15 protein-coding genes are annotated in these 18,820 nt (G+C 40.3%); 11 read left to right on the top strand and 4 right to left on the bottom strand.

Annotated elements, in window-relative coordinates:
- The first annotated feature begins 177 nt into the window (after positions 1–177).
- The 4 genes from thrS (at position 178) to rplT (ending at position 3,463) form a co-directional block, all read left to right on the top strand.
- Positions 178–2,088: a threonine--tRNA ligase gene (gene thrS / locus PAUR_RS08065; protein WP_192507260.1), complete on the top strand. Its 1,911-nt coding sequence runs from the start codon at positions 178–180 to the stop codon at positions 2,086–2,088.
- A gap of 56 nt (positions 2,089–2,144) precedes the next feature.
- Positions 2,145–2,705, top strand: a complete 561-nt coding sequence (gene infC, locus PAUR_RS08070) for a translation initiation factor IF-3 (RefSeq protein ID WP_084622626.1) — start codon at positions 2,145–2,147, stop codon at positions 2,703–2,705.
- A gap of 182 nt (positions 2,706–2,887) precedes the next feature.
- Entirely contained in the window at positions 2,888–3,088 is a 201-nt protein-coding gene (gene rpmI, locus PAUR_RS08075) for a 50S ribosomal protein L35 (RefSeq protein WP_010363888.1), read from the top strand.
- A gap of 15 nt (positions 3,089–3,103) precedes the next feature.
- Entirely contained in the window at positions 3,104–3,463 is a 360-nt protein-coding gene (gene rplT, locus PAUR_RS08080) for a 50S ribosomal protein L20 (RefSeq protein ID WP_192507261.1), read from the top strand.
- A gap of 114 nt (positions 3,464–3,577) precedes the next feature.
- Here rplT and PAUR_RS08085 read toward each other — a convergent pair whose 3' ends face one another.
- Positions 3,578–4,402 carry an SDR family oxidoreductase gene (locus tag PAUR_RS08085; RefSeq protein WP_192507262.1) on the bottom strand — a complete coding sequence of 275 codons (825 nt, stop codon included), beginning with the start codon at positions 4,400–4,402 and terminating at the stop codon, positions 3,578–3,580.
- A 153-nt stretch (positions 4,403–4,555) separates the two neighbouring features.
- Here PAUR_RS08085 and PAUR_RS08090 point away from each other — a divergent pair, with 153 nt between their 5' ends.
- From PAUR_RS08090 to PAUR_RS08115, 6 genes are all read left to right on the top strand, one after another.
- A complete protein-coding gene (locus PAUR_RS08090; protein WP_192507263.1) occupies positions 4,556–6,340 on the top strand; it encodes a M14 family metallopeptidase in 1,785 nt (594 codons plus the stop codon).
- Positions 6,341–6,344: 4 nt separating this feature from the next.
- On the top strand, positions 6,345–6,986 hold the full coding sequence (locus PAUR_RS08095) for an MBL fold metallo-hydrolase (RefSeq protein WP_192507264.1): 642 nt from the start codon (positions 6,345–6,347) through the stop codon (positions 6,984–6,986).
- A 68-nt stretch (positions 6,987–7,054) separates the two neighbouring features.
- Complete coding sequence (locus tag PAUR_RS08100) at positions 7,055–7,513, top strand: Lrp/AsnC family transcriptional regulator (RefSeq protein WP_192507265.1); 459 nt, start codon at positions 7,055–7,057, stop codon at positions 7,511–7,513.
- 137 nt (positions 7,514–7,650) lie between these two features.
- On the top strand, positions 7,651–9,207 hold the full coding sequence (locus PAUR_RS08105; RefSeq protein WP_192507266.1) for a SulP family inorganic anion transporter: 1,557 nt from the start codon (positions 7,651–7,653) through the stop codon (positions 9,205–9,207).
- A 142-nt stretch (positions 9,208–9,349) separates the two neighbouring features.
- Entirely contained in the window at positions 9,350–10,420 is a 1,071-nt protein-coding gene (locus PAUR_RS08110) for a sensor histidine kinase (protein ID WP_192507267.1), read from the top strand.
- Positions 10,420–11,244 (top strand): LytR/AlgR family response regulator transcription factor, encoded by an 825-nt coding sequence (locus PAUR_RS08115; protein ID WP_192507268.1) that lies wholly within the window; start codon positions 10,420–10,422, stop codon positions 11,242–11,244. The genes PAUR_RS08110 and PAUR_RS08115 overlap by 1 nt, the downstream gene beginning before the upstream one ends.
- A gap of 39 nt (positions 11,245–11,283) precedes the next feature.
- On the opposite strand, the gene pyk is transcribed toward PAUR_RS08115, so the two are convergent.
- Positions 11,284–12,717 (bottom strand): pyruvate kinase, encoded by a 1,434-nt coding sequence (gene pyk, locus PAUR_RS08120; protein ID WP_192507269.1) that lies wholly within the window; start codon positions 12,715–12,717, stop codon positions 11,284–11,286.
- Between the two features lie 497 nt (positions 12,718–13,214).
- Between pyk and gndA the strand changes: the two genes are divergently transcribed.
- Entirely contained in the window at positions 13,215–14,588 is a 1,374-nt protein-coding gene (gene gndA / locus PAUR_RS08125; RefSeq protein ID WP_192507270.1) for an NADP-dependent phosphogluconate dehydrogenase, read from the top strand.
- A 415-nt stretch (positions 14,589–15,003) separates the two neighbouring features.
- Here the strand turns inward: gndA and PAUR_RS08130 are convergent, their stop codons facing one another.
- Positions 15,004–15,441, bottom strand: a complete 438-nt coding sequence (locus PAUR_RS08130) for a hypothetical protein (protein WP_192507271.1) — start codon at positions 15,439–15,441, stop codon at positions 15,004–15,006.
- A 232-nt stretch (positions 15,442–15,673) separates the two neighbouring features.
- Entirely contained in the window at positions 15,674–18,817 is a 3,144-nt protein-coding gene (locus PAUR_RS08135; protein ID WP_192507272.1) for an efflux RND transporter permease subunit, read from the bottom strand.
- Between the last annotated feature and the right edge of the window lie 3 nt (positions 18,818–18,820).

Below are 18,820 nucleotides of genomic sequence, written 5' to 3' on the forward strand. Positions count from 1 at the left end.
TCGTCACGGGCGCAGTCAAAATACTTGCTGGTTTGAAAGACCTCAAACACAATCCAGGTAAATAACTTGTGTAACCCAATGCTTATTCGTAAAAGCGTTGTTAGGCACATTTAATTATTATTAATTTTTTATACATGTGATGCATCGTAGGTGTCACCACTGTAAATAGGACATATCATGCCAATTATTACGCTTCCTGACGGCAGTCAGCGTACTTTTGAAAATCCAGTTTCTACTTTAGATGTAGCTCAAGATATCGGCCCAGGCCTTGCTAAAGCCACTATTGCTGGCAGAGTGAATGGCACGCGTGTTGACGCGTGTGACATTATTTCTGAAGACGCAAGCTTAGAAATAATAACAGCCAAGGATGATGATGGATTAGAAATTATTCGTCACTCATGCGCTCACTTAATTGGTCATGCAATTAAGCAATTATTCCCAGATGTGAAAATGGCCATCGGTCCCACGATTGACAATGGTTTTTACTATGACGTTGATCTGGATCATTCATTAACGCAAGAAGACTTGGATGCAATAGAAAAGCGCATGTTAGCGCTTGCAAAAACGAATTACGATGTTATTAAGAAAACGGTTTCTTGGCAAGAAGCGCGTGATGCGTTTGAAGCGCGTGGTGAAAATTATAAGATTGAGATCTTAGACGAAAACATCGATAAAGATGATAAGCCCGGCCTATATCACCATGATGAATATGTTGACATGTGTCGTGGCCCTCACGTTCCAAATATGAAGTTCTGTCAACACTTTAAAATAATGAAAGTAGCGGGTGCATATTGGCGTGGTAACTCTGAAAATAAAATGCTGCAACGTATTTACGGCACAGCTTGGGCAGATAAAAAGCAACTTAAAGCATACTTAAAACGCCTAGAAGAAGCTGAAAAGCGTGATCATCGTAAAATTGGCAAAGCACTTGATCTGTGGCATTGGCAAGAAGAAGCGCCAGGCATGGTGTTTTGGCATAATGATGGTTGGAGCATCTACCGTGAGCTAGAAGAGTTTGTTCGTGAAAAGCTACGCGAATATAGCTACGAAGAAGTCAAAGGTCCAATGATGATGGACCGTGGTTTATGGGAAAAATCAGGTCATTGGGATAAATATTCCGATGCGATGTTCACAACTGAGTCAGAAAAACGTGAATATGCTATTAAGCCGATGAACTGCCCAGGTCATGTACAGATATTTAACCAAGGCCTTAAGTCATACCGCGATTTACCGTTACGTATGGCCGAGTTCGGTTGTTGTCATAGAAATGAGCCCTCTGGTGCATTGCATGGTTTAATGCGTGTACGCGGTTTCACACAAGATGATGCGCATGTATTCTGTACAGAAGACCAAGTGATGGATGAAGTGTCACAATGTATTAAGATGGTTTACGATACATACGAAACATTTGGCTTTGAAAAAATAGTTGTTAAGTTATCAACGCGACCTGAAAAGCGTATTGGTGAGGATGATATTTGGGACAAAGCAGAACAAGCTCTGGCTGAAGCATTGAAAGTCAATAATATTGAATTTGAATATTTACCAGGTGAAGGTGCTTTCTATGGTCCAAAAATTGAATTTACCTTATATGATTGTTTAGAGCGAGCGTGGCAGTGTGGTACAGTGCAGCTAGATTTTGCATTACCAGGTCGATTAGGCGCAACGTATGTTGCTGAAAACAACGAACGTAAAACGCCAGTTATGATCCACCGTGCAATTTTGGGGTCTATTGAGCGTTTCATTGGCATTTTAACCGAAGAGTATGCTGGTCTATTCCCAACTTGGTTAGCACCAAAGCAAGTGGTAATTATGAATATTACCGATAAACAAGCTGATTATGTGCACGAAATTGTACAAAAATTAAATAAACTTGGAATTAGAGCCTGTGCTGACTTGAGAAATGAGAAAATAGGCTTTAAAATTCGGGAGCATACTTTAAAACGTATACCATATCTGCTTGTTGTTGGAGATAAAGAAGTAGAACAACAAGAAGTAGCTGTGAGAACGCGCAAAGGTGAAGATCTTGGCAAGTTCTCGGTTGATGATTTTGTTGCCCATATTAGTGCAGAAATTAAAGACCGTAAGTAAATAAAACCTGTGTGTAGTAGTAACATATTAACTACACACAATATATTTTGATATTCTTGGAGGAACGTACCATTAGAGGCGGAAAAAAAGGGCAAACTACAGCTCAAAAAAATCGTATCAATGAAGAAATAACAGCGAAAGAAGTTCGATTATCTGGTGTAGAAGGCCAGGAACCGAAGATCATGTCGTTAAGAGAAGCTCAGGCGATTGCTGATGAATTAGGTGTGGATTTAGTTGAAATAAGTCCAAATGCTGAACCCCCTGTCTGTAAAGTGATGGATTACGGTAAGTTCATTTTTGAAAAAGCAAAATTACAAAAAGAACAGAAAAAAAAGCAGAAGCAGATCCAAATTAAAGAGATCAAGTTCCGTCCAGGTACTGATGAAGGTGATTATCAAGTTAAGTTACGCAACCTAAGAAAATTCTTAGAAGCGGGCGATAAAGCTAAAATCACTATTCGCTTCCGTGGCCGTGAAATGGCACACCAAGAAATCGGCATCGACTTATTGAACCGTGTTAAAGGCGATTTAGAAGATTTAGCAATTGTTGAGTCTTTCCCAAATCGTGTTGAAGGTCGTCAAATGATAATGATGATGGCCCCTATTGCTAAAAAGTAATAGGTGCGGTAAAATGCGCGCGAATTTAATACAGGTTTAAAGTGCCTTTGGCCACCTGTATTGACCGGTCTTAAAGAAAGGGGCGACCCTTCACCGGAATATGGTTGTAAGTTAGGCCTTCCAAGTGATGGCAACATCCGCCTACTTATATTTGTTTAAGCAATACTATTGGAGTTATTGCAATGGCTTATAAGCTAAAATCACATAGAGGCGCTGCGAAGCGTTTCAAGAAAACTGCTTCAGGCGGTTTTAAGCGCAAGCAGTCGCATCTTCGTCACATTCTGACTAAGAAATCATCTAAGCGTAAGCTACACCTACGTGCTAAGTCTATGGTTCATAAAAATGACCTTGGTCTTATCAACCGTATGTTACCATTCGCTTAATAGAGGATATCAGAAATGGCAAGAGTTAAACGCGGCGTTGTCGCACGTGCACGTCACAAGAAAGTATTAAAACAAGCTAAAGGTTACTATGGAGCACGTTCACGTGTTTACCGCGTAGCGTTCCAAGCAATCACTAAAGCTGGTCAATATGCATACCGTGACCGTAGAGCTAAGAAACGTACATTCCGTCAACTATGGATTGCACGTATCAACGCAGCTTCACGTCAAAACGGCCTATCTTACAGCCGTTTCATCAATGGCCTTAAAAAGTCATCGATTGAAATCGATCGTAAGATCCTAGCTGATATCGCAGTATACGATCAAGTAGCTTTCGCAGCACTAGTTGCAAAAGCAAAAGAAAGTCTTGCTGCTTAATAAGTTTCGTACTTATTATGTGAAAAAGGAGCCTTGAGCTCCTTTTTTTGATCCATTCACTCTGTTTGTTTATCGCATTAAATTCGATGGGAAAAAGTAGTTGTAAATGACTTCTTATTTATTTTTAAGTAACACTTTATCTAGCATATTTGTACTAAGTAGCCGTTTTAAGTAGCCCATGAAGTACGTTGGGAAAGTGACATAATAGCGAGGTTTGGCTTTTTTGGCTGTAAACGCGTGTATTAACTTGTTGTAAACAGCATCGGGACCAAGCGTAAATGATTGTGGCGCTGAGTTTGATTTTAAACGGTCGAGCTGTTTTTGATAACTAGTAGCGTGTGCACTGTTATCAATGTCAATATTTGTCATAAAGGCATGTAAAGCATTTTCTCTAAATTTAGACGTTATTGGTCCAGGCTCAATTAAACTCACTTGAATATTTGTTTGTGCTAACTCCATTCTTAACGTGTCCGCCAGTCCTTCAAGTGCAAATTTACTGGCATTGTAAGCGCCTCTGTAGGGCAGTGCGACTAAACCTAATACTGAAGAGTTATAAATTATTCTCCCTTGTCCACGGATTCGCATATGTTTGATGGCTAAATTTGTTAGTGTGTGCCATGAGAAAAAGTTCACTTCAAATTGCGCCCTTAGTGCGTCGGTTGGTAAGTCTTCTATAGCGCCGGGTTGCCCATAGGCGCCATTATTAAATAGCGCGTCTAGTTCATTGTTACATAGCTCAAGTGCGCGTTTAAAACCTAATTGAACACTGTTTTCATCGCAAAGGTCCAATAAAATGGCGGTGAGTCCTAGGGCTGTGAGTGCATCAACGTCTACTTGCTTTTTACAAGCCGCAATAACATTAAACCCTTCATCATGTAATCTCTTGGCACAGTAGTATCCAATACCGGATGAACAGCCGGTAATTAAAATTGATTTCATATTAAACCGTCTTTATCTTAGCTAAAAATGCCTAAAAAATGTGAGCAGCATGTTATTAGCTGCATATTTTTGTTGAATCACCGCACATTGTAAGCTGTTAATTAAAATATTGATATAATTGCGCTATTGAGGCAACTATTTAGAGAGCGCATCATGATTGCCAGTATTATTATGTTATCCGCAGCAATGAATTTGGATGCACATTTACCACCTTTAGAGGCTTGGCAAGGACAAAGCCTGCAGCTAATTCAACAAAAAGGGCCGCTAACAACTGATTTTGAACTTAGTGGTGGGGTAACGTCTCCAGACTACCAGTTGACGATAGCATTTGTGGACCGTTTAGTTGCTGCCAACCCAACGCAGTTTAAGGCAATTAGTATTGGTCAAAGTCAGGCCGGTCGAGACATTAAAATGCTGGTCGCATCAGAGCACGGTAAGTTTAGTGCGACAGAAATCAGCACTAGCGCTAAACCCACGTTACTTATTCAAGCAGGCATTCACGCTGGTGAAATTGACGGGAAAGATGCTGGATTTATGCTGTTACGCGATATTGCTACTGGTAAACGCTTAGATATATTAGAAAAAGTTAATATTTTATTTGTTCCCATCTTAAATGTGGATGGACATGAGCGACGAAGCCCATTTAATCGCATAAATCAGCGAGGTCCAATTGATATGGGCTTTCGAACTAATGGCAATAATTTAAATCTTAATCGTGATTACACGAAATTAGATACACCAGAAGTGCGCGCTGTATTACAAGTGATTAAAGCGTTTGACCCGGATCTATATATTGACGTTCATGTGACGGATGGTGCTGACTATCAATATGATGTGACGTATGGGTATAACCCACAATTTGCAAGTGAATCCCCTCTTGTTGCAAAAGTATTGGATACGCACTTTAAACCACAAATAGACGCCGCGCTAACTCAAGCAGGCCATATTGCAGGCCCTTTGGTGTTTGTTATGGACAAGCGAGATTTTAAACAAGGGTTAGCAGGTTGGGTAGCAACACCTCGCTTTTCAAATGGCTGGGGTGATTTGGCTAGTGTACCAACTATTCTTGTTGAAAATCATTCATTAAAACCTTATAAACAAAGGGTTTTGGGAACATATGTGTTTTTTGATGGTGTCGTGGATGCGTTGGCAAAGAGTCAAAGTGCATTAGAAAAAGCCATTGACATAGAGCATGCAACGAGGCCGAAAGAAATAGTTGTACGACGTAGTTACGCTGAACAGCCTAATCACATACCGTTTAGAGGTATTGCATATAAGCAATTTGATAGTGCACTATCTGGTCAAGTGGAAGTGAAATATTTAGGTCAACCTAAATTTTATGATGCGCTACCAATATATTGGCAGAAAATAGTGGAGAAGAAGGTAAAAGTGCCTGCTGCATTTTATATTCCCCCTGCATACCCGAATATTGTAGAGAAACTAAGGATTCATGGTATCTCCGTGGAAATTGTCACCACGGCTGAAAGTAAAGAGGGACTTAAACAAGCGAAAATTACTCAATATGAGTTCGATAAATTGCCTTTTGAGGGGCGTTTTAGAGTAACGGCTGAATTCGATTTGAACGAAGTTGAGAAAATGCCTTTAACAGGATGGTACCGCGTATCTACAGATCAGGCTAAATCTGAGTTAGTGACGCATTTATTACACCCTGAAGCTCCTGATTCATTCTTTCAGTGGGGGGAGTTTAATACCATATTTCAACGTACTGAGTATGTTGAAAATTATGCACTGGAACCTTACGCTCGTTCTATGTTAAAAAGTAATCCAGCGATGGCACTTGAGTTTGATAAAAAAATCCGAGAAGATGAATTATTCGCCAATGATGCTAAAAAAAGGCTATCGTGGTTATATGAAAAAACGCCATTTTACGATCAGGCGTACTTAAAATATCCAGTATTAATTGAACTAGGAGAGTAAGAAGGTGCACGTTTTAACTGTCCCAGTTACCTCGTTTATGCAAAATACTCGGTTCATAACATGCCAAAGCACAGGAAAAAGCGCGGTTATAGATCCGGGTGGAGATGTTGATAAACTGCAATCTGTTATTGCGCAGAATAAGCTAGATGTAGAGGTTATACTGTTGACTCATGGTCATTTGGACCATGTTGGTGCTGCAGATCTTTTGAAAGCAGTGCTCAAAGTAGATATTATCGGCCCACATCAAGATGAAACATTTTGGTTTGAGGCCATTCCAATGCAGGCTCAAATGTTTGGTTTCAAACCTAAGCAGGCATTTTTACCAGATCGCTGGCTAACGGCAGGTGATGTAGTTAAGGTGGGTAAACTCGAGCTTGAGGTACGCTTTTGCCCAGGTCATACGCCGGGGCATGTTGTTTTTTATGAGAAATCGTCAAAGACAGTAATTGTTGGAGATGTACTATTTAAAGGGGCTATAGGCAGAACCGATTTTCCAAAGGGAAATACGGAGCAACTCAAAGAGTCTATTCGGAAAGAATTGTTTTCTCTTCCAGATGAAACGGTCGTGATGTCAGGGCATGGCGAAAACACAACGATAGGGTACGAGAAGCAGAATAACCCATTTATGAGTGGCCGTTTTGGCTAAGGAAATGCAGACAAGTATTCATTCTGTATGTATAATTTATCTAATTTACTTAAATTTAAGAAAAATGTATGTCTTTAAATCAAGTTGACCGCCAAATATTGGCATTGTTACAGCAAGATGCAAGTTTATCTACTGCTGAAGTTGCCGACAAAGTCGGGTTGTCTCAATCGCCGTGTTGGCGTCGAATCGCTAAACTAGAGCAAGATGGGTATATAAAAGGGAAGGTCGCGCTACTCGACGAGAAGCAACTTGGTTTTGATATGCTAGTGTATGCACATGTGCGTTTATCTAATCATGGTAGAAATAATTTATCAGAGTTTGAACGACTAATTATGAGTTATGATGAAGTAACTGAATGCTATACAATGGCAGGTACAATGGACTTTATGCTCCGCATCATTTCGAGAGGAATAGAAGGATATGAGCAGTTTGTTAGAGATAATCTACTCAATTTAGAGTATGTGCAAGAAGTCCATTCTAACGTCACCATGACGTGCGTAAAGCGTACAACGGCACTTCCACTATAAGCCTGACAATATGTACATGATATTGTAATATCAATGTACTGACTATGTACTATAGTCATACTTCACCATTTGTTAAAAGCGCTGGATTTTGATAAAATCCAGCGCTTTTCTGTTCGTTGTAAATCAAGAGGATATGAATGTTTAATTTAATCGGCAAGGCGCCAAGCTCTGCTAAAAATGACATACTGTCTGGTTTGACTGTTGCGCTTGCATTAGTCCCAGAAGCTGTTGCTTTCGCATTTGTAGCGCAAGTTGACCCATTAGTAGGCTTATATGCTGCGTTTATTGTCGGTTTGATTACGTCAATATTTGGCGGTCGTCCAGGTATGATTTCAGGTGCTACAGGTGCACTAGCGGTTGTAATGGTAAGTTTAGTGGTAGAGCACGGGGTTGAATATTTATTTGCCACAGTGCTATTGATGGGGGTTTTACAAGTCCTTGCTGGGGTATTTAAACTAGGTAAATTTATCAGGATGGTACCGCACCCCGTGATGCTTGGGTTTGTAAATGGTTTAGCAATCGTCATCTTTTTGGCACAATTAGGTCAATTTAAAGTCATGGATGCTGAAGGTCAATTACAATGGATGCAAGGATCCCCATTACTAATAATGGCTGGATTAGTCGCTTTAACTATGGCTATTATTCAGTTCTTACCTAAATTAACGACTGCTATTCCTTCTTCTCTTGCGGCAATTCTCGTCGTTACTGGATTAGTTATTGGGTTAGACCTTGAAGCTAGAACAGTGCTTGATTACCTCAAAGATATGTCGGGAGATATGAATGCAACTATTGCAGGTGGTTTCCCTGAGTTCCATATCCCAATGGTGCCTTTTAATTTTGAAACATTTAAAATTATTTTCCCATATGCACTTATTTTAGCTGCGATTGGTTTAATTGAATCATTACTTACATTGACTCTTATTGATGAAATTACTGACACGCGAGGTAATAGTAACCGTGAATGTATTGGCCAGGGGGCTGCTAATATGACATGTGGCGTATTTGGTGCAATGGGAGGCTGTGCAATGATAGGCCAATCTATGATTAACATTAACTCGGGAGGTCGTAGTCGATTGTCGGGTATTACAGCTGCATTGTTATTGCTTGGGTTTATTTTATTTGCAGCAAGTCTAATTGAAATGATCCCATTAGCTGCGCTAGTAGGTGTTATGTTTATGGTTGTACTCGGTACTTTTGAATGGTCTAGTTTTAGATTAATGAAACGTATACCAAAAACAGATGCATTTGTGATTGTACTTGTCTCTGGTGTGACAGTTGTAACTGACTTGGCAATTGCAGTGTGTGTCGGTGTTATTGTATCTGCATTAGTGTTTGCTTGGGAGCATGCGAAGCACATATACACAAGCAATTATATTGATGAGCAAGGTTCTAAAGTATATGAATTGCATGGCCCATTATTTTTTGGCTCTGTTAAGAACTTTAGTGAGCTGTTTGATGTGCTGAATGACCCCGCAGATGTTATTGTAGAGTTTAAACACAGTCGTGTTTCTGATCACAGCGCTATAGAGGCAATTGATAATTTAGCCGAAAAATATACTAAAGCAGGGAAAAAGCTGCATTTGAGACATTTGAGTCAAGATTGTAAAGACTTGTTAAACAAAGCAAATGACTTAGTAGAAGTAAACGTAATTGAAGACCCTAAATATAAGGTAGCGTCTGATAAACTAGCGTAATTATTAGCATTTTCTAAAAAGGCACTTTTATAGTGCCTTTTTTATTTGCGTCGAGCCGTAAAAATTCTGAGACTATCGGTAGTGATTAAAAGGTTATCACTGATATATAATCAAATTATTATGATAGGAGTTAAATACACTGTTGAAATGGCAAGCATTAGTCGATAATCGACAACGTTTTTTTTGGGTTCTTCAAATTGCTGGCTGGTTAGGTTACGCGCTAGTTAACTATATAGGGTCCAAAGTATTTGAGATGAGAGATATTTATGTCTTCGTGATCGTACTCAATGCTTATGCAGGGTGTCTTTTAACTGTGCCTATAAGGTATCTTTACCGCAGAATTTGGAACGCTCCTCCACTTATTCTTATTTTAGTGGTATTTAGTGCGTCCTATTTTACGGGGACTCTATGGGCTGTCATCCAAAAGTTTAATTTGTGGGAAATTTATCGTCATGGCTACCGTCCCACTGAGTGGTTTTACTACTTTCAGCAAGGGCTCGACTCGGTTTACATTGTACTATGTTGGAGTGGCCTATACTTTGGCGTTAAATATTATCAATTATTACAAAGTGAACGACAAAAAGCATTAAAAGCGAACACAATGGCCCATGAGGCCCAGTTAAAAATGTTACGCTATCAATTGAATCCACATTTTTTGTTTAATACGCTCAATGCTATCTCTACGTTGATTTTGGTAGAAGAAAATAAAGATGCAAACCAGATGGTAGCAAGATTATCAGATTTCTTACGGTATACCTTAAACACTGACCCTATAAAAAAGGTACCGCTAGAGCAGGAACTCCATGCGCTGATGCTTTACTTAGAAATAGAGAAAGTGCGGTTTGACGAACGACTCAGTATTGATGTTGATGTAAGTTCTGAGGCTAAACAAGCATTAGTACCAAGTTTAATACTACAACCAATCATAGAAAACTCGATAAAATATGCGATAGCACACCTCGTGGAAGGTGGTAAGTTAGAGATAAAAGCTCAGGTTTTTGCAAATGAACTATTGTTAGAAGTGGGAGACAATGGCCCTGGTGCAGAATTAAAAAACGGACAATTACAAAACGCACAAGGTGTTGGGATTGCCAATACGATTGATAGGCTAAAAACACTTTATGAGAATAACTACTCATTTGTGTTATCGCATAACGAACCGAATGGCTTGAAAGTAAACATTCGAGTTCCTTTTGAAAAGGCTAAGAAGTAATGAGCAAAATAAGAACGTTGATTGTTGATGATGAACCGCTGGCGCGCAAAGGGCTTGCTGTTCGCTTGAAGTCGTTTCCAGAATTAGAGATAGTTGAGTTATGTAATGGTGGTGAACAAGCAATCGCTCAATGCCAAGAGAATGATATAGATTTAGTTTTTCTAGATATCCAAATGCCAGGAATGAATGGATTTGAGGTTGCTCGAACTTTAAGTGAAAGTGTTAAGCCTCTACCTGCAATTGTATTTGTTACTGCATTCGATCAATATGCTGTGCAAGCATTTGAGATCCATGCTTTGGATTACATTTTAAAACCCGTTGATGACAACAGACTAAGACAGGCGGTGGAAAAAGTGCAAAGTTATTTGAAGACACAACAAGACAACGTACACAAGAAAAAGCTAGCGAGCTTTGTGGCGGGAATAACAGGTAATAATTGTGAAGAGATCCTAAAAAAATTAGCAACAGGGGATACCTTAGTTGATAAAAAATATCCAGAGTCGATTGCTGTAAAAGAGCAAGGTGAAATTGTTCGGGTATCAACAGCGAGTATCCAATGGGTAGATGCAGCAGGAGATTACATGTGTTTGCATTGTAGCGATGGTCAAACCCACATATTGCGTAAAACCATGAAAGAACTGGAGCAAGAGCTAGATCCTGCATTGTTTGTCCGAGTTCACCGTTCTGCAATTGTAAATACCAAACAAATTAGTAAGTTAGTTACACAAAGTAGTGGTGAATATTTACTGGTTTTAGATAATGGGCAAGAGCTGAAAGTAAGTCGTAGTTATAGAGATAAAGTAAAAGCAGCGTTGGCTAGTTAAGATAAGGTAGCCTCATTGGAAGCTACCTTAGAAAACTATTTATACGGTGACAATTTTCATTGTGTTGGTTGCACCGACAGTTTCCATTGCATCACCATGCGTTAGTATTACTGTATCGCCTTTTTCAAGTGAGCCAGCTTCAAGCAATGTAGCGAGTGCGTCGCGAACCATTGATTGGTCTGAACAGGTGGTCGAATCAAAGTAGACAGGATAAACACCGCGATAGAGCGCCGTTTGCCCGAGTGTAGTTGCGTGGCGAGATAATGAATATATAGGTAAACCAGAACTAATACGAGACATGAGTTTCGCCGTTTTGCCAGACTCAGTAAGCGCCACGATAGCTTTAACGCTATCCAAATGGTTTGCGGCGTACATAGCTGACAGTGCGAGTGTTTCTGACGTGTCAGAAAACATACTATCTAAACGATGTTTTGATACATGAATTTCGGGTTGTGATTCTGCTCCTAAGCAAACTCGAGCCATAGTTGCGACGGTTTCTTCAGGATAATCACCAGCAGCTGTTTCCGCTGATAGCATCACCGCGTCAGTGCCGTCAAGTACAGCATTTGCTACGTCCATCACCTCAGCACGCGTTGGCATAGGGTTATCGATCATTGATTCCATCATTTGCGTCGCAGTGACAACCGTACGATTTAACGAGCGAGCACGGCTAATGATGAGTTTTTGTTTGCCAACTAATGCAGCGTCACCAATTTCAACGCCTAAATCTCCACGGGCAACCATCACTGCATCAGATGCAAGTACAATATCATCAATATCAGCTTGTGTAGCAACAGCTTCTGCACGCTCTATTTTTGCCAGAAGTTGTGCATTTGAACCTGCTTTTTCAGCCAACGAGCGAACATAGCGCATATCATCGCCACTGCGTGGGAATGAGACCGCTATATAGTCAACCCCAATTTCTGCTGCTGTTATCAAATCTTCCTTATCTTTGTCAGTAAAAGCCGGTGCTGTCAATCCACCACCTAAACGGTTGATACCTTTGTTATTTGATAGCACGCCACCAACTGTAACGGTAGTATGCACTAGAACGCCATCAATTGAGTCAACGGTAAGTTGAATGAGGCCATCATTAAGTAACAATAGATCACCAGGTTTGACATCTTGAGGAAGTTCTTTGTAATCAATACCAACTGCATCCACAGTACCTTGACCTAACTCCATCTGCGCATCAAGTGTAAATTTAGCACCAACCGCAAGTGTTACTTTACCTTCTTTAAATGTTGAAACTCGGATTTTAGGGCCTTGTAGATCAGCTAAAATAGCAACATGATTTCCAAGTTCTTTGGCAATTTTACGAACGGCTTCAGCTCTATCTTTATGATCTTGTGCTACACCGTGGGAGAAGTTTAATCTAACAACGTTAGCACCCGCTCGGATAATTTTTTCTAGGTTGTTATCACGGTCTGTTGCCGGTCCAAGGGTTGCTACAATTTTTGTGCGTCTAAGCATCAGGATCTCCTGTCGACCTACTATTTATAGGGTTGTTTAAATTCGTACCTATCGATAATACATGATTTGCCTTGCTACTGAACAAAACAATGTATTCATCACATGATAAAGATCGTGTGTATAAAGATTTGCTCTATAAACTCTTTTTTACACTTCAATTAAATTATATGATCTGTATTACATCATTATGACACCGGTGTCAGTATTGGTCAATCTCTGATATTCGGACAATATGAGTTTACATCTGTTGTTTTGTTAGTCGAGATAAGAAAAATCACAGGATTCGAAATTACTCATTTAAAAACTAGTGATGGTATTTGTACAAAGAAGCGACTACAACAATCATATAATGAAAAAAAAGCAGATTAGGAAGGACATTTAACCTGACTTTGCTATTAATGCGTGGTCATGCGCTGGCTTCTTACTAAAGCTAGGGTATAATGCGGCGCGAAGTAATAAATTACTCACAATTTTGTAGTTACCGAGGAGGAAACTAAATGCAAGTTGCATTAGTTGGTTTAGGCGTGATGGGTAAAAACCTAGCATTGAATCTAATTGAGAAGGGGTTAACGCTAGTTGCCTATGATAGAAACCCAGACGCAGGTGCTGAGTTAATTAGTTGCGCCCAATCTATGGGCATGGCTGAGCGCTTACACATAGTTTCAGATCTCGGTGATATGGTCAGACGACTAGAAACACCTCGTTCAATTTTACTACTGGTCCCAGCTGGTGAATTAGTTGATCGAGTGTGTGGTGATTTGATTGAAGCGGGTGTGGCAAAAGAAGATATTATTGTCGATTGTGGTAACAGTAATTATAAAGATGGTATTACCCGTAAGTTGAAGTATCAAAATAAATTTGAGTTTGCGACGATGGGGATATCAGGTGGTGCTGAAGGTGCACGTCATGGCCCTGCTATGATGGCGAGTGGCTCGGAAGGTGGCTGGGAGCGCGTAGAACCTTGGTTTGAAAAGGTTGCTGCAAGTTATAACGGCGAATCTTGTTTCGCACGTGTTGGACAATCTGCAAGCGGCCATTTTGTTAAAATGGTACATAATGGCATTGAGTATGCGTTGATGCAGTTAATTGCAGAAATGTATCAATTGTTGCGCCATGGCACAGGCCGTTCACCTAAGGAAGTGGCTGAAGTATTTGAGTCTTGGTCTGAAGGGACACTTAATAGTTATTTATTGTCAATTTCCAGTCATATTTTACAGTTAGAAACAGATCGAAACGAAGCATTAGTTGATTTGATCGATAACAAGGTGGGTGCGAAAGGTACCGGTCTTTGGACTGCACAAAATGCACTAGAGCTGGGGATTGCAGTTCCATCATTGGTTGCAGCTGTTCAAGCGCGCCATTTGACTAATACAATCGATACTCATGCAGCAAAAGAAATGACTTATGCAGCAAAAGGTACGATTAATATTGACGTTGATCTTGAGGAGCTTAAGCAAGCATTTTATTTAGCAAGCCTACTCTGTTATCGCCAAGGTTTAGCATTGATAAAAGGCGCATCTCGTGCTCATCAATGGAAAGTTGATTTAGCAAAGACATTACAGACTTGGCGCGCTGGTTGTATTATTCGCGCTGATTACCTAGATGATGTGGCGCAAGGTGTTGAGTTCATTGATGGCTTAGATTTAGAGGTGGCGGCGTTACGTAAAGTGACAGGCTTAGCAGTATCAAGCGGCTTGGCGTTTCCTGTATTATCATCGACACAAACCTACATTGCGACATTAAGCACACCCAGTAATGGTCACTTAGTACAATCGCAACGAGATTACTTTGGTGAACATGGCATTAAAACTCACGATGGTGAAATTTGCCACTTGACAGACTTAGTGGACATAGCAGAGAAAGTTCGCTAAGAAACTTACTTAGTTTAAAATGAAAAACCGGTTTTTTAGACCGGTTTTTTATATCTCCAATCTGTAAGTTAATGTCAGATAAAAGCGTGATAATACAATATGCGTTTTTTGAATAGTAGGTAATTTTACCGGTTAAAACTGTCACTCACAAAGTTAACTCTTGACCTAATAAAACTCAAATTGCCGATAGTCGATATATTGCTCTTACTAATGTATGACTGTGCTCGTGTAACAATAGATGCTATTGAGCATACATTTTGCGTTACTGCTGCCAACACTATTTTGTCAGTTATAGCATTCATTAGATAAGGGAAGGAGAGCCGTTTTTTATAGCAAGCTCTCGGGCGAAGCAACTGCAACTGACCCGAGCCAAAAGCGTCCATTGTAACAACGCACAACCAGCAAAGTGAGCGGGTTAACGGGCAAACGGATCTGGGTTTATTTTATCTACGTACCATTTTCCTTTTTTACGTAGCAGTTTCACGCTTCGCATATCATCTACTTGTTCACCTCTGAGCGTACCTGTAAAGACCATATTTATATTAGCTGTCTCACCGTATTGTTCTCGCAAACTCTGATTTGTCATGTCCAATTCTATGGTAACTTGATCAAACTGCATATTAACGAGATTTCGCGTGAACTGTTTTGCAGTTCCATATGAGCGCATGACACGAGCAAGACGTGGTGTTGCATTCTTGGCTGCTCTTTCTAAATTATTATGATTGTACAAAGCATCAAAAAAAGCGGTGGCGGTGTAGCCCGGAGAGCTTGATTCACCCGTTCCTTTATTATCTTTTCCACAACCTGATAAGAAAACCAAGGCACAAGTTAAAATTATCGTTAAATACTTCATGGTGGTGTCTAACTAAATCTATTTATATGTCAGTTTGTCTTTAAAATATGGATATGTAAAGAGCGATACGGTGTATGAGTAGATAAATTCTGTTAGATCGGTATTTTGTATTAGTTAAAGAGATTATTTTCATTAACAACAGCAAATTACCTGTTTACACATACTCATTATTATTAAAAATAAAAAAGCTCGGTGGAATCCGAGCTTTGGGGTTGGGATTACTTAGTGTTTATTAAGTTGCAGATGTTTTCTGTAGCGTATCCTTTTTACTAAACCATTTGTTCTTGAGTGCCTTAATATCTTCAAGAACAACATATTGACATGGAATAAGTATTAGGGTGATTACAGTCGCAAACAATACACCAAACGCTAAAGAGACAGCCATTGGAATAACGATTTGCGCTTGTAAACTGGTTTCGGTAATAATAGGCACAAGTCCAATAAATGTCGTTAATGAAGTTAAGAGAATTGCCCTGAAACGTTTGCAGCCAGCTTCTACAACCGCTTGCTTAATCGTTGCGCCTGCATCTCGAGCTTTATTCACAAAATCGACCATGACCAGAGAGTCATTTACCACAACCCCTGCGACAGCTATAATTCCAAAGAACGACAAGCTACTCATGGTCATACCCATAACCATATGACCAAATACAGCCCCTACAACGCCAAATGGGATAACCGACATGATCAGGATTGGTTGAGAATAGGAGCGTAAAGGAATCGCAAGTAATGCAAAAATGATCATCATTGAAAGTGCAAAATCACGAATTTGCTCTGCAACACTGTCCATTTCTTCTTGAATTCTACCTGCTACATTACTTTGTACACCGGGGTAATTAAGCAGCAATGATGGCAGATACTCATCACGTACTTCTGTTGCAATTTCAAATGGCTGGGCTTGATTTGTATCTACAGAAGCCCACACGTTAATAGTACGTTTTGCGTTTTCTCGACGAATACGATTCACACCGTCGACGAGTTTTACATTTGCGACTTCAGCAAGGAGTACTTCTGCGCCTGCTGGTGTAACGATACGCACATCTTGAATGTCACTGATTGAATTGCGAGACTCTTTCGGATAACGGATCATCACTTTGATTTCTTCACCGTCACGTAAAATACGCTGAGCTTCTAATCCGTAGTAACTAAAGTTTACTTGGGAGGCTACGTCTGCAAGTGTTAAGCCCATGCTATAAGCCAAAGGCTTCAGCTCTAGTTGTACTTCATCGGTTGCACTTTGCATCGAATCATTGACATCTCCGACACCTGTAATCGTATTGAGTTTTTCGGTGAGCTTTTCGGCAACTTCTTTCAATTGTTCTTTATCTTTTCCCTCAAGCCTAAAGCTAATGTCACCATCATCTCGGCCGCCATTCATTATGCTGTCGCGAATATTCAGGTTCTTCACACCAGGCAGTGGGGGCATTTGTTCGCGCCACATGGCACTTAGCTCAAATGTGTCAATTGGACGCTTATCCGGTTCAACGAGAATAGCCATGATATTTGCATTGGTACGGCCTCTGAGACTTACAGATAAGTCACGGATCATACCTTGTCCATATTTTTCTTCAATTTGCTTATCAACATCAAATAAAAGCGCTTCTATTTTTTGTGCTGTTTCAAGTGTGGCACTTTCAGATGAGGATAAATTCATTTCAATTGAAATTTCGGGGAAGTCATGAGGAATCTTTGGGTTCGCAACAAACTTAATGAAGCCTCCTGCAAACATGCCAGCGCTCACGATAAGAATTGTTAAAAAGCCGACAATTACTGTGTAGCGATAGTGAATGCAACGCTCGATAAAAGGGCGGTATAGGTTTTCAATAAAGTTCTTAAGGGCGCCATCTAAAAGTGCTCGAAGTCGATGAAAGGGGTTTTTAGGGTTGCTAGGCTTATCTTTCATCGCGGCTAAGTGTGCAGGCAAAATAAGCTTTGATTCAATTAAAGAGAAAATTAAGCAAAGTATAATTACGCCACCAATGGCTTTAGAAAAAGCAGCAGCAGGGCCGGTCGCTAGCGTTTGTGGTAAAAATGCCGCAACAGTGGTTAGTACACCAAATGTCGCTGGGATCGCAACACGCTTCACGCCTCGAACAACGTTATCTAAACTATGGCCATGTTCCTCAATTTCGGAGTGAACGGATTCACCGACAACAATGGCATCATCTACCACAATCCCGAGTACCAGTATAAATGCAAATAATGAAGCTAAATTTATTGTGACATCTAGCGCGCCCATTGGCATAAATAAAAAAGCACCTAGAAACGAAACAGGTAGCCCCATCATAACCCAGAACGCAAGTCTAACGCGTAAAAATAGTGCCAGCATCAGCATGACCAGCAAACCACCCCAGATCATGTTTTCAACCATCATATTTAAGCGGCCATCAAGATAGTAAGTTAAATCAATGAAAGGTTCTAGTTCAGCATCTGCGGGTAAGGTGGTATTACGTTCAGCTAGGTAGCTTTTTATAACATTGGCAACTTTACTGATATCTTGATCTTTTGAAGCACTTACTTGGTAAATGAGAGAGCTTTTACCGTTGTACTTTGAATACTGTAACCCTTCTTCAAAGCCGTCATTGACGGTTGCCACATCACCCAGTTTAATTTGCGCACCATCGGCTAACGTGATCAATGGTAAATTTTCAAACTCCGAGCCTCGGTATGCTTGATTCTCAACCCGCATTGATATGTAGCCGTTGTCAGAGCGAATTTGACCAGCAGACATGTTAGCGGAGAAAGCTGAAACAGCGTTTGAAATATCTCTAAAGCTTAGTCCATATTCGCGTAGCTTATCAGGACTAACTTCAATGCCAATTTCGTAGTTGAGACCACCATTGAATTCAACAAGGTTAACACCTGGCAGGGCAAGCATCTCGTCGTGTAATGTGTTACCTAACTCTTTGAGCTCGGCCCGACTTAAACTGCCATTTAAAGCAAGCCACATGACTTCCTGTTCAAACTTGTCGTAACGAACAACAGGGCGCTCCATACCAACAGGAAAGCTAGATATGGAGTCAACTTGCATTTTTACTTCATCAAGTACTTCTTGAGGGTTGTACTTTTCTTCGACTTCGATCCATGTTTGTGACATACCACGGTTGGAATAGGTGATCAGCCGTTTGATACCTTCGAGTCCTTCCATTGACTCTTCAACTTTTATCGTGATGCCTTCTTCGACTTCTTGAGGTGCAGCACCAGGATAAACAGCTTGCACACTTAACCAGTTATTTTCGAATTGAGGGAACATTTGCTTTCTAATTGAGAAAGCAGTGAGGATCCCGCCAACCAGAATAAAAATCATTAATAGGTTTGCTGCAACAGGGTTACGTGCAAACCATGCGATAATGCCTTTTTCGGATGGTAATGACATAAG

This window comes from Pseudoalteromonas aurantia 208, assembly GCF_014858725.1.
GTDB classification, from domain to species: Bacteria; Pseudomonadota; Gammaproteobacteria; order Enterobacterales; family Alteromonadaceae; genus Pseudoalteromonas; species Pseudoalteromonas aurantia.